This window comes from Allobosea sp. (assembly GCF_051860145.1).
Lineage (GTDB): Bacteria > Pseudomonadota > Alphaproteobacteria > Rhizobiales > Beijerinckiaceae > Allobosea.
Window position 1 is genome coordinate 234,900 of sequence record NZ_JBHYEM010000006.1, and the last position, 12,241, is coordinate 247,140.

Below are 12,241 nucleotides of genomic sequence, written 5' to 3' on the forward strand. Positions count from 1 at the left end.
GGCACACTGCCACGGCGCAGATGTCCGCCGAGCAGCTCAGCGCGCCCGCAAAGCGCGCACGATATTCGTTGCCCGCCTGAGAGCCGTCACGGCCGCGCCCGCCGCGATGAGCCAGAGCGCGATGACCAGCACCTCGTTCTGGCCTCGCCAGAGCGGCTCCAGCAGCGACAGCAGCGCCGCAGCCGTGATCACGGCCATGCGGTGCTGCTTGGCCATCGGGCCGGAGAAGTCGGCCGGCAGCCCGCAGGCCCGCCCGAGCTCGCGCGTATAGGCCGTCAGCACGGCAAGCCCGGCCGCCGCCCATCCCAAGGCCGGCACGCCAGCCCCGTAGCCAACGCCGGTGAGAATCAGGATGTCGGCGACACGATCGGGAAACTCGTTCCAGAACGGGCCATCGGCGGCGTGCTTGCCGCCTTCGATCGCCACCATGCCGTCGAACAGGTTGCAAAGCAGCCGGAGCTGGCAAAACAGCGCTGCGGCAAGCAGCAGGACGGGTCGAAGCCCGGAATCGACCATGCCCGACAGCCAGAAGCCGATGCCGGCAACCGCCGCCATCACCATGCTCGCCATGGAAATCTGGTTCGGGGTGATGGCGGCGGCGCTCAGCCGGCGCGCGATGGAGCGGGCCCAGCCGGTATCGCGGCTCGCGAGCGGCCGCCGATCGCTATCCTGCGCCATGGTTCATGGCCTTCCTGCTCCGCCACAGCGAGAGATTGTAGAGCGCCGCATAGCTGGTCGCGACGGTCAGCGGGACGGCAATCGTCCTGCCGATTTCGGGCGTGCCGCCGATCGTATGGATCGCGGTCAGCACGCCGGCCGACACAAGCCCGGCGATTGCGGGCGGAGCGAGAAGCGCCGTCAGGCCGGAGAAGCGCCTGGCCAGGTCTTCGATTCCCCGCTTCAGCAGCAAGGTGATGACAGCCGAGAGCGCGCCCTGGATCAACCCGGCATAGAGAGGCGCCGGCATCGCATGGGCGCGGTTGGCGAAAGCCGCCCAGCTCCCCATGGCCAGGAAGGCAAAAGCAACATGCACGACGCTGCTTTTCATCAGGCGCGCGACCGGCAGGGTCATGTTGCCGACCAGCCGTAACGGACCAGGTGAAAGAAGATCGGGGCGGAGAACACCACCGAATCGAGCCGGTCGATGAAGCCGCCATGGCCGGCGATCAGGTGGCCCCAATCCTTGATGCCGCGATCGCGCTTGATCGCCGACATGACGAGCCCGCCGAAGAAGCCCATCAGGACGATGACCAGCGAGAGAAAGGCCGCCTGGAGTGGCGTGAACGGCGTCATCCACGACAGTCCGGCGCCGACGGCCGTCGCGCTGAGTGCGCCGCCGACGAAGCCCTCGACCGTCTTGGAAGGCGACACCCTGGGCGCGATCTTGGTGCGGCCGAGAAGCTTGCCCCAGACGTATTGCAGGACATCGCTGAGCTGCACGACGATGACCAGGAAGGCGATCAGGAGCACGTTGCGCCCTTGATAGTCGGGGATGTCGAGGCTCAGCAGGGCGGGCACATGCGAGGTGCAGAAGACGCAGATCATCAGCGCCCACTGCACCTCGGCGATACGCACGAGGAAATGGTCGCTGTCGCCGCGCAGCGCCGCGATGATCGGCATCAGCAGGAAAGCGTAGACCGGGATGAAGATCGAAAAGAGGCCGTACCAGTCGATCCAGATGAGATAATACTGCAACGGCAGCACGACGAAGAAGCCGACGGCCAAGACCCAGTGGTCGGCGCGTCGCGTGTTGGTCAGCGTGATGAATTCACGCAAGGCCGCGAAGGAACAGAAGGCAAAAAGCAGCGTCACGCCGGTCTTGCCGCCGACCAGCGCCAGCCCCATCAGCACGACCATGACCCACCAGGCGCGGATCCGATCGTTCAGGTTCTCGACCACGGCATTCGAGCCATCGGGCGAAAGCCTGCGCTGGAGCGCGTAGCCGATCGCGGATGCCACGATCAGGACAGCGAGCAGGCAGGCCAGCACGGCCACCAGATCGGGATGCGGCATCGTCATGGCGCGCTCGCCTTCGGTGATAGCGCGCGCAGCGCCGCTTCCGCCCTGGCCAGGAAATCCTGTTTCGCCTCCGTATCGGCGATCCGGAGAGCGGCGCCAAAGGTGACGGTGCAGATCAGCGGGATCGGCACGAACTCGCCTTTCGGCATGACGCGGTTGAGATTGTCGATCCACACCGGCACGAGATCGACGTTCGGTCGCGCCTGCGCCAGATGGAACAGTCCGCTCTTGAACGGCAGAAGCGGCGCATCCGTGGTGTTGCGCGTGCCTTCCGGGAAAACGATGAGGGAGGAGCCGCCATCGAGCGCATCCGTCATCTGGATGATCGGGTCGCTCGTCCGGCTCGAGCGATCGCGGTCGATCAGGACGGCGTTGAAGACGTCACGCCCGATGAAGCGCCGAAGGCGGCTTTTCAGCCAGTAATCACTCCCGGCGACCGGCCGGGTCGCAAATCGCATGCGACGCGGCAGCACGGCCCAGATGAGGACGAAATCGCCGTGGCTGGCGTGATTGGCATAATAGATCCGCTGCTCGTCGGTCGGCGCCACACCGCTCCATCGTCCGCGGACCGCGGTCAGGAAGCGGGCAAAGAACAGAATCAGCGCGCCAGCGAAGCTTGTCCCTATCCCGCGCATCGACCATTCCCAACCGCCGCCCTCTGATGACGTAGCGTTCATCTCAAGCGCTGTCGATATTGCAGAAGGCGCCCAGGCGCGCGCCAGAGCTTCGCGCAGCAATATCGCTGCTCCCGCCACCGTCCCGCTGCGGTCTCGTTCACGGATTGACGGGCTGCGTCCGGCGCGGCTGCTGGCCTGTGGGGATCATCCAGATGGTTGCGATCACCGCCACCGCCGAAATCATGGTCGCGATGCTGAACAACCAACCATAGCCGAGCGCATCGGCGAGCTTCCCGGCCAGCATCGAGCCCGCGAGATAGACCAGAAGCTGGGCGCAGGCGAGGATGGTAAAGTCGGTACCCGGCTGGTCCGAGCTCGTCACCGCCATGAACAGCGAGTAGAGCGCGACGATCTCCATGTAGCGTATCAGCGTCTGGAAGCCGGCGGCGCCGAAGAGCGGCCAGGCGCCGACGACGGCGCCGAAGGCATGGCAGGCGAAAAGCAGGAAACAGAGGGTCCGCAGGCCGCCGAGCAGCGCCAGCACGAAGCCGAGCCCGCGCGTCTTGAGCAGCCAGGCCGCCAGCACCGAGCCGCCCAGGCCAGCCGTCGTTGCCGAGATGCCGGAGAGATAGCCGATCTGGGTCAGCGGCACGCCGGCATCGACCAGATACGAGCCTTCCATCGCCTTCACCAGCCCCTCGCTCGCCCGGTAGATCAGGGCGATCCAGAGGATCTGCCGCGCCTCGGGCCGCTTCAGGAAGGCGCGGATCGAGGGGCGCTTCGCAGCCACGTCCGGCACCGGATCGCCTTCGCGCATCATCGCGGCCGCGATCAGCGGCAGCAGCGAGATCGCCGCGATGGTGACGAGCATGCCGGTCCAGCCGATATGATGGTAGAGCACCAGCCCGAGCGTGCCGCCGATGACGACGCCGAAGGCGATCGAGCCGCCCTGGATGGCGTTGCCGATCGGTCGATCGGCTTCAGGCAGGTATTTCGCCGCGTAGCCGTCTGTGGCGATGTCCTGCGTCGAGATCAGCAGCGAGGCGACGAAGCCGATCGCGATGATACCGTTGACGTTGGTGGGGCCGACGGCGAGCAGCGCGAGGATGCTGAGGATGACGCCGGTCTGGGTGATGAAGACCCAGCCGGCGCGATGGGCGCGGGCGAAGGGCCGGATGCGGTCGACTAAAGGAGCCCAGAAGAACTTGATGACCAGCGGCAGCAGCAGGATGCTCATATAGCCGATCGCGGTTCGCGAGACGCCGAGCTCGCGCATGATCGGCGGCAGGGCCGCGACGAACAGATAGGAGGGAATCGCCTGCGCCAGATAGAGCCCGCCCAATACGGCGAAGAGCCGGTAGCGGCCCGTCGCTGGCACTGACGCGCCCGCGCTGATCCCGTTCGCGCTCATGCCGCCTTCACCTTGTGCCGGAGCAGGAAGGCGCGGCCGGCAGCCTCGTCCGGCTCGAGGCTGATCGGGAAGGGCCAGAGCTTGCGGAAGGTCTCGGCCATCTGCTCGTTGGCGCCCGGCCGCACGATGGCGCAGGCGCCGCAGAGCCGGCCGAACCGGGCCCGCGTCGCCTTGAACCACAGCGCCTGCTCGCGTTCGCCTTCGCGCGAGAGCTTGCCGCCGCCGCCGAAGATGGTGAGCAGCAGGAAGGGCGCCTCGCGCCGGCCGATCTCGGCCAGGGCGTCGAGATAGGCGCGCTCGTCGCCCGCCTCATAGGGCGGCAGGTAGCGCAAGGTGACGACCGAATCCGTACCGGTTTCGAGGCTGACCATGCTCAGAACGTCTTGCGGAAGCCGAGCGTGACCGTGCGGCCCCAGGCATAGTTGGCGAGGTTGCGCACCGAGGTGCCGGTCGGGTTCTGGTAGGTGCGGTCGAACAGGTTGTTGACCGCGAGATAGGCCTCGCCGGCAAAGACCGGCGCGGTCAATGCGACGTTCATCGTCGCCGCGCCCTTCAGCTTGTAGCGCGTGCCGTTCATGTCGATCGCGACGTTGCGGTCGGAGAAGGCCTCGCCCTCGACGCGCAGCTGCATGCCGTTCACGAATTTGTAGCTGCCATAGAGCATGCCGCGCCAGGGCGAGCCGATGCGGTTGTTCGGCAGGTTGCTGTCGAGCCTGCCGTCGCCATTGGTGTCGTAGCGGCCCTCGCGGAAGGAGAGCACGGTGCCGAGGGTGAAATTCTCGGTCACGGCATAGTCGCCCGTCGCCTCGACGCCCCAAATGCGCTCTTTCTGCTGCGAGAGCGTGTTGGTGATCTGGTCGAAGGTCACGCCTTCGTCGGAGGTGCTGATATAGCCGGTCAGCGAGCCCTTGAAGCGGTCGTAGCTGCCGCGGATGCCGAGCTCGTAATTGTTGACGATCTGGGCGTCGGGCGCGATCGAGGCGTAGCTGACATTGCTGCGGCTCGCCGGCAGGCAGTTCGGCGCGCTGACCGGGCAGGCAAAGGCGGTCGAGATGCCGGCCCGGCGGGTGAAGGCGCCGACATCAGGCAGCGCAAAACCCTGCGAGAAGCCGCCGAAGATCTCGCTGGACTCGGTCAGCTTCACCGTCGCGCCGATATTGGCGGTGAGCGCCGAATAGTTGAAATCGCCGCCGGTGACGTTGAGCGCCGGCAGGACGAAGGCCTGGTAGCCGAGCGGGGTGCGGGCCGCGACCGCGGCATAGGCGGCCGGGCGGACATAGTCGCTGACCGAGAGCGCGAAATGCTCATAGCGCAGGCCGCCGCGCAGGACGACGCGCTCGCCGACCGGGATCTGGAGCTGGCCGAAGCCGGCGAGCGTGTCCTGCTTCAGCGGCGTGAACACGTCCTGGCCGCTGGTCAGGGTCTGCCAGGTCTTCTCCTTGATGTAGTCGCCGCCCCAGGTGAGCTTGGCGCCGGGCAGGAGCCTGTCGAGCGGCGTGTCGATGGTGAGGTTGACGCCCCCGCGCTGCGAATAGAGCGTGGTCTGGTTGTCCCGGCTCGTCGGCGCCGCCGGATTGAACGAGTAGTAGACCTGCGAATTGTAGGGATAGGAGAAGGTCGAGAAATTGAAGCGCTTCTCGATGTCGTTGTAGAAGCCGAGCACGCTCAGCTTGCCCAGGGCGAAGTCGCTGTCGCTATAGCGCAGCGAGAAGGACTTGGTGTCCTCCAGCACGCTCTCTCCGGCGTAAGGCGTCGTCCGGTCTGGCCTGGCGAAGGGCGGGGTGTAGTTGGTGAGGTATTTCGGATCCTGGTTGAAATAGAGCCAGTTGACCGAAGCCTCGACCCGCTTCGTCGCATCGAAATCATAGCCGAGCTTGGCGAAGAGATTACCCTGGCGGTAGCGGTCGCCGCCGCCCTGGCCGAGCAGGCCATCGGAGGGCAGTTCGCGGCCGGCGCCGTCATAGGTGCGCCCCGCTCCCTTGCCGGTCCCGGTGAACATGTAGTCGAACCCGTTCGGCACCTTGCCGCTGACCGTGACCGAGGCCTCCGGCGCCAGCGAGCGGCCGAGGCTCTCCGTGAAGCCGCGGACCGCCGTGTTGATCGAGACGGTCGGCTTGCCGTCCGCCGCCTTCTTGGTGATGAAATTGACCGTGCCGCCGGTGGCTCCGGCGCCGTAGAGGCTGGAGGCGCCGGCGACGACCTCGATGCGCTCGACGCTGTTGAGGTCGATCAGCGCGAGCATGCGCGAGACGTCGCGCAGCGGCGTGTTCATCGGCACGCCGTCGATCAGCACGAGCAGGTCGCGGCCGCGATAGTTCTCGGACGCGCTGGAGACGGTCTGCGTCGGCATCGAATAGCCGGGCACCAGCTTGGCGATCGCCGCCGCGGCGCTCGAGCTCTGCTTGAGCTGCTCCTCGATCTGCTCGCGGTTCAGCACCTGGACCGATTGCGGCACGTCGGACGTGCTGCGCTCAGTGCGGGCAGCCGTGACGGTGATCTCGTCGAGCTGGATCGGCGTCGCCGGCTGGCTCTGCGCCAACGCCGCGGAGGAGACGGCCAGAGTCAGAAGACTGGATGAAATGGCAAAGGTGCTGCGCATCGATCTCGAACCTGCGGGGCCTTGATAAGCGGCCAGTCAAATAAAGCGGCGGTCTCCGCAGCAAAGAATTACCATCTATCTAAGGTATTCGCTCTTGTTTGGAATTGTTATAAATTAGCAACCCCAACAGCTCCCCAGAGTTTAGTAATGCTTCGTAGCGCCCTCCAATGACTTCTTGTATCGTCAGCCCGCGAGCTTAATCTTGGACGGGCGCGAACTCGTCCTTGGACTGCGGCGAAACGAAGTATCGATGACGATGGATGTGGCGGAAGCGACACGGCCTGGCCGCGAGGACGAGGATGACGAGGCGCTGGCGCCGTTCTGGCGCATCTCCGACGGCCTCGGCGGCAAGGAAGCGCAGGCGCTGTCGCAACGGATTCTCGGGCGGATGGCGGTACAGGAGACCATGGCGCCGGGCGTCGCTCTGCCCTTCGCGGCGAGCAGCGTGCTGACGACCCGGCCGGAGCTCGGCCTGATGTCCTGCTTCCATCCGGCAGGGCAATGGCGCTGGCCCGACGCGGCGATCGGACAGACCGGCTACCTGCTGCTGCGCCCGGCCGATGGGCGCGTCATGCTCGAGCATGACGGCCGCCGCATCACCCTGCGAGCCCGCGAGGCGCTGATCGTGGAGGCTGGCAGCGCCATGCGCTTCACCCTTGTCCAGGTCGGCAGGCTCGACCTGGTGCGGCTCGATTCGGACAGGCTGGAAGCCTTCATCGGCTTGCTCGAGCCGCGGCTGATGCAGCCGGTGTCGCGTGACAACCGCGCGCTCCAGGTGCTGGCCAATTACGGCGCGCTGCTGCTGCGCGGGCTCCTGCCGCTGAACTCGGTCGAGCTTCAGACGCTCGCCATCGACCATATCCACCATCTGATCGGCGCCATGCTGCGCGACCGCAGCCCGGCCCTGCCGGCGAACGTGCTCGACCGGCGCGCCGCACGGCTCGGCGCGGTCAAGGCCGATATCGAGACGCGGCTGGAGCGGCGCGACCTCAGCATCGAGACGATCGCGGGCCTCTACGGCGTCACCGCGCGCTCGATCCAGAAGCTGTTCGAGAGCGAGGCGCGGACCTTCTCGGAATATGTGCTGGAGCGGCGGCTGGAGCGCGCCTGGTACAAACTGATCGCGTCCGACACCCCGAAGCTCTCAATCTCGAGCGTCGCGTTCGAGACCGGCTTCGGAGATCTTTCCTATTTCAACCGCTCGTTCCGCAAGCGCTTCGGCCAGTCGCCGTCACAGGTGAGACTGGCGCAAAAAGCCTGATGCATGGCCGAGCCGGATGCCGAGCGACGCGCCGGTCATGTCGCTTCCGGCTCGATCATTGGACGGGCGATCATCGCACGTCCCGAGGGCGAGCGTGGTCGGTCAGGCCGCTCGATCGAGTTCGATCACGAGCGCGGTATATTCCGGCTCCTGCGGCACCAGGTTGGTACGGGTCTCGTCGAACCAGCGGGCCAGCTTCACCACCTGACCGGTTCCCGGGCCTGCATCCTCAGTCTGCGGCGGCTCGATGATGTTGAGCCCGCCCGCATCGATGAAGAAGGTGTGGTCTCCAAACAACTCGCTCAGTTGACCAATGACGGGGTGGTTCTCCGGCACCGCCTGGGCGGTCAACTGGGTCAGGGCCTTGTCGATGCGTGTTTCGCTGAGCTTCACGGTGAGCCTCCTTCCGTTCGAGACAGCGGCAACTGTCGTGGGTTTGTGCATGAACGCTCCCTTCCAGGACGGGAGGAGCGAAAGCAGCAGCCGCCTGATGGCGATCGGGACGTTAGGGGCGGAATTCGTTCAGGTGCTGTCGGTCTTTTGGTCGTTCGGTGAAACCACTGCGGCGGAAATGTGGGTCAAAGCGAACAAGGCCGGCCGCCTTGATCGCGGCGACTCGCGCTAAAACCCGCTGCGCCAAGCGGTTGATGAGTCCGCGATGCGAGATGCGGTCTGGTCTCTCATTGATAAACCGGTCAAGAGGCAGCCGGCCGGTCTGGCTCGAACACGCTGAGGCGCTCGAACCATGTCTCGAACTGCATCACGGACGAGATGGACGCCCTGAGCCGACCGCCGGAATGTTGAGCTGAGCAGGAGTAGGCTGACTCTTGAGGGCCGTTATTTCATCGATCAGAACATGAATCTGGATTTCATTCAGCAATCCACGGCTGAGATCACCGATTTTTCTCTTGAGATCTTCTTGGTCGAGCCTCCTGCGGGGGTCGCCCTTCGGGATTGGCACATATGTCTCGTACGGAGCATGGTCAGCGAAGTGAATTCTCACTCGCGCCGGCAGCTCGTTCGGGAAGCAGTCATCGAATTCAGCCGGATATGAAAGTTTGACCCTCTCGGCCAGGGATACGATCTCGGAATCCTGAAGATCTGCTTCCGCGAGCGGTCGAAGCGCTCGTTCACCTCGCAGGGCCGCGAGGGCGACAGTGAACGGCATGGAGAACGCCGCATCCTCGAAGCATGCTGGTTTGGTATTGTTGGGAATGCGTGATGCTTCTCTGAATGTTTCGACGTCGATTTGCGCTATCTCTTTGGGGTCGAACTGAAACTTTTCACGCATCTCCAGAATCCCGTCGATGGCGGGATGCGTGTACCGGCATGATGCATAGGGCTTGAAATAGAGCTCCGAGATCAGCCAGCGCCGACCAAGGCCTGCGAGTATCTGGTCGACGTGAAACGCATCGGCCCGGTCGAGTATATCGAGCGAACCGATCGCCCCGGCTTGCGCTCGCGCAACGGCGACGAAAGCGGTCACGGTCGACCACGGACTGCTACCCTTCACGGAACTTGTCGTGCATGCTCCCTGCGGCAGATTTTGCGGCGCCTCGGCCCCCGCTATCGCAATTGCATGAGCGGTCTCGCCCGCCGACAAGCCTCGCAATCTCGCAATCGCAGCCGCGACGCCGTAAGCCGTCCAACGCCCGCTTGCAAAGCTCATATCGTCCGAGAAGACCCGGGATTCTGCAATGCGGAGCGCCACGTCGGATCCGATGGCGATGGCCGCCAGGATATCGTGTCCGGAGACCGGGCGCTGGCATGCCTCCATGAGAACCGCGGGCACGATCGCCGCGCTCGAATGTCCTGCCGCGCCGCGATGGCCGTCATCGACGTCGAGAACGCTCGCAGCCGCGCAATTCGACATCAGTGCGGCCAGGAAATGCAACGGTTCTCCATTCGTGAACCACGGCACGAAAGGCCCTGTCCCGAACGCATGGCGAGCCGACTGCCTTATCTGTGCTGCGTTCGCTGTTGGAACTCCGCCCACAAGCGCAGCCAGCGTATCGAGCAGGGCACGCTCCACCGCCCGAACCACCTCCTCGCTCAAATCGGCGGAGTCGTAGGAGGCGGCGAATCCACCGAGCCGCGCGCAAATGGAGTTCAATTTGACATCTCCGCCCCATGAGTTGAATTTGGTAAAATCAAAATAGATAATCTATGATCTAAGGTTATAGTCTTTGTATCCGTGCGAAGTTATTACTATTACGGCGTTCGACGACTTGGCGATGAGGTTTTCGAGCGCCAATTTTCTGACCCCGGCAAGCGCCGCTGCGCTTGAGACCTCGGCGAAAAGCCCATGAGCCGCAAGCGTGCGTCGATCGTCGAGAACCGCCGCCTCCTCGACCGCAACGGCGGTGCCGCCGCACATGTCCAGCGCCTTCAGGGCCTGATAGGTGACGGTGCTTCCGCCGATGGAGACCATCGCCGACTGGCCGGGAAAACTGCCGGTCGACGGCGATCCGGAGAGAACTGCCGAAATCCGCGGAAAGGGCTCGACGGCGTGGACCCGCGGCAGCGAAGTCGTGAGACCCGCTCGCTGAAGATCCTGGAAGCCCTTCGCAATCCCCCACAAGATGTCGCCGCGTGACGTCGGCACCACGATATCCGAGACCGCGTCGTCGCCGGACTGTCGGGCGATCTCAAAGGCGATCGCCCTCAGGCCGTCGACCCCGAAAGGATTGCTGCCGACCGGAGGCGTCAGATAATTCGTGGCCGGATACCAGTCTCCGGCACGCACCTTCTCCGCGACCAGATCCCAGCGCTCTTCGGCCGTGGCAGTCACGACGATCTCGGCGCCGTGCGCCCCGGCGGCGGAGCGCCATGTCTCGTTCATCTCGGCCGTCGTGACGATCACGCAACGCAAGCCCGCACGCGCCGAAAAGGCGGCTAACGACACGCCGGCATTGCCGCTGGAGGCTGCGACAACAGTCTCGGCGCCAGCGGCGATCGCACGCTGAACGACGAGCGCACTCATGCGATCCTTGTGCGAGCCGGTCGGGTTTGCGCCTTCGAACTTTGCCCAGAGGCCGGCTATGCCGATCTCCCGCGCGAGCGTTTCAAGCCTCACGAGAGGCGTGTGCCCTTCCCCCAGCAACGGGCCGCCCTCGAAGGCGAGCCATCCGTCCAATTCATCGGCTGCAATGGACGAGGGGAATGACCCATACTCCACCGCGACGCTCGCCGTGTGTCCGGCTTCACGACATTTGGGGCAGCCCTCGAAGAAATCTCCGGCTGGATAAAGCGCCTCGCAGCGGATGCACCGCATTCCGGCGATGGCGGAGTTGGGTCTCAACGTGGGGGCGTTCATGGAGCGGAAGCCCGGGTTGGCGACTGAACGTCCCGCATGAGCCCATAAAGGCAGTCGCCGCGGCGTGTTAATGTCGGGAATCTGCGGCAGGCCACGAGTCCGGAGGCCGAAAAGTAAAGCTGTTCCGGTTCGCGCGTCGGGTGATCGAGCGAATGCAGGAGCCCTGCCGCCTGTCCTTCGCGCACATCCTCGCCAATTGCGGCCAATGGCTCGAAAAGACCCTCGGAATCGGCATAGAGGAAATAAGTGTGGTCCGGCACTTCCATGAGCCGGCTTTGCGGCGCCGTTTCCGTCGGCTGGCCGGACAGGACGCCGACATATTGCAGCAGGCGCCGGACCCCATCGGTCGCGAGCGACTTGCCGGCGTCCGATAAGGTCGCCCCTCCGCCGAGTTCGGCCGTGATGACGGGCACGCCTCTCGGCTCCGCGCTGGCCGGCAATGTCGTATTGCCGCCGCCGCCCGAACCGTTCGTGATGTAGCTGATCGGCGCGCCGAACGCGGCCATCATGCCCAGCATCCTCGTCATGGCGTCTTCGTCGGAAACCGGCCGGACGAGCGCGCATGGAACGTAGTCGAGGGACCGGCCGCCGGAATGCAGGTCCACGACGAGGTCTGCGATCGGCAAGAGCGTTTCGGTGATGTAGTGGGCGATCATCTCGGTTGCGGAGCCGTGCGCCTTCCCGGGATAGACGCGGTTCAGATTGCCCTCGTCGATCGGGGAGACGCGACGTCCGGCCTGGACGGCGGGGAAATTGAGCGAGGGCAGGATGATGACCCGCCCCTCGATATCCCGAGGCTGCAGAAGGCGGGCCAGGCCGGCGAGGGCGATCTGGCCCTCATACTCGTCCCCGTGGCTGCCCGCGATCAGCAGGACCGTCGGCCCTTCCCCGTTTCTGATGCAGACGACTGGGATCGGAATCCAGCCATAGGCGGACAGATCGGTCGATATCGGCAACCTGAGGCAGTCGGCCTGTTTCCCGTCCTTGTCGTAGTCGATCGGCGACCAGATTCGTGTCG

13 protein-coding genes are annotated in these 12,241 nt (G+C 64.9%); 2 read left to right on the plus strand and 11 right to left on the minus strand.

The window, feature by feature from the left end; translation table 11 throughout:
- Nucleotides 1–36: 36 nt before the first annotated feature.
- The 7 genes from ACTIF2_RS13025 to ACTIF2_RS13055 form a co-directional block, all read right to left on the minus strand.
- Nucleotides 37–678, minus strand: coding sequence for a CDP-alcohol phosphatidyltransferase family protein (locus tag ACTIF2_RS13025; protein ID WP_439497497.1), 642 nt, complete (start codon nt 676–678; stop codon nt 37–39).
- Entirely contained in the window at nt 665–1,072 is a 408-nt protein-coding gene (locus ACTIF2_RS13030; protein WP_439497498.1) for a hypothetical protein, read from the minus strand. Before ACTIF2_RS13030 ends, ACTIF2_RS13025 begins: the two co-directional genes overlap by 14 nt.
- On the minus strand, nt 1,069–2,019 hold the full coding sequence (locus ACTIF2_RS13035) for a phosphatidate cytidylyltransferase (protein ID WP_439497499.1): 951 nt from the start codon (nt 2,017–2,019) through the stop codon (nt 1,069–1,071). The genes ACTIF2_RS13030 and ACTIF2_RS13035 overlap by 4 nt, the downstream gene beginning before the upstream one ends.
- Nucleotides 2,016–2,654 carry a lysophospholipid acyltransferase family protein gene (locus tag ACTIF2_RS13040; protein ID WP_439497500.1) on the minus strand — a complete coding sequence of 213 codons (639 nt, stop codon included), beginning with the start codon at nt 2,652–2,654 and terminating at the stop codon, nt 2,016–2,018. The genes ACTIF2_RS13035 and ACTIF2_RS13040 overlap by 4 nt, the downstream gene beginning before the upstream one ends.
- Before the next feature lie 139 nt (nt 2,655–2,793).
- A complete protein-coding gene (locus ACTIF2_RS13045; RefSeq protein WP_439497501.1) occupies nt 2,794–4,047 on the minus strand; it encodes an MFS transporter in 1,254 nt (417 codons plus the stop codon).
- Entirely contained in the window at nt 4,044–4,418 is a 375-nt protein-coding gene (locus ACTIF2_RS13050) for a hypothetical protein (protein WP_439497502.1), read from the minus strand. The genes ACTIF2_RS13045 and ACTIF2_RS13050 overlap by 4 nt, the downstream gene beginning before the upstream one ends.
- Before the next feature lie 2 nt (nt 4,419–4,420).
- Entirely contained in the window at nt 4,421–6,646 is a 2,226-nt protein-coding gene (locus tag ACTIF2_RS13055; protein ID WP_439497503.1) for a TonB-dependent receptor, read from the minus strand.
- A 250-nt stretch (nt 6,647–6,896) separates the two neighbouring features.
- On the opposite strand from ACTIF2_RS13055, the gene ACTIF2_RS13060 reads away from it, so the two are divergent.
- Nucleotides 6,897–7,907 carry a helix-turn-helix transcriptional regulator gene (locus tag ACTIF2_RS13060; RefSeq protein ID WP_439497504.1) on the plus strand — a complete coding sequence of 337 codons (1,011 nt, stop codon included), beginning with the start codon at nt 6,897–6,899 and terminating at the stop codon, nt 7,905–7,907.
- Nucleotides 7,908–8,009: 102 nt separating this feature from the next.
- Here ACTIF2_RS13060 and ACTIF2_RS13065 read toward each other — a convergent pair whose 3' ends face one another.
- A complete protein-coding gene (locus ACTIF2_RS13065; RefSeq protein ID WP_439497505.1) occupies nt 8,010–8,300 on the minus strand; it encodes a hypothetical protein in 291 nt (96 codons plus the stop codon).
- Nucleotides 8,301–8,349: 49 nt separating this feature from the next.
- Here ACTIF2_RS13065 and ACTIF2_RS13070 point away from each other — a divergent pair, with 49 nt between their 5' ends.
- Nucleotides 8,350–8,532, plus strand: a complete 183-nt coding sequence (locus ACTIF2_RS13070) for a hypothetical protein (protein WP_439497506.1) — start codon at nt 8,350–8,352, stop codon at nt 8,530–8,532.
- Between the two features lie 135 nt (nt 8,533–8,667).
- On the opposite strand, the gene ACTIF2_RS13075 is transcribed toward ACTIF2_RS13070, so the two are convergent.
- The 3 genes from ACTIF2_RS13075 to ACTIF2_RS13085 are packed head-to-tail and all read right to left on the minus strand — an operon-like array spanning nt 8,668 to nt 12,179.
- A complete protein-coding gene (locus ACTIF2_RS13075; RefSeq protein WP_439497507.1) occupies nt 8,668–10,020 on the minus strand; it encodes an MmgE/PrpD family protein in 1,353 nt (450 codons plus the stop codon).
- A gap of 51 nt (nt 10,021–10,071) precedes the next feature.
- Entirely contained in the window at nt 10,072–11,223 is a 1,152-nt protein-coding gene (locus ACTIF2_RS13080) for a threonine synthase (protein WP_439497508.1), read from the minus strand.
- Nucleotides 11,220–12,179, minus strand: a complete 960-nt coding sequence (locus ACTIF2_RS13085; RefSeq protein WP_439497509.1) for a succinylglutamate desuccinylase/aspartoacylase family protein — start codon at nt 12,177–12,179, stop codon at nt 11,220–11,222. Before ACTIF2_RS13085 ends, ACTIF2_RS13080 begins: the two co-directional genes overlap by 4 nt.
- Nucleotides 12,180–12,241 lie beyond the last annotated feature (62 nt).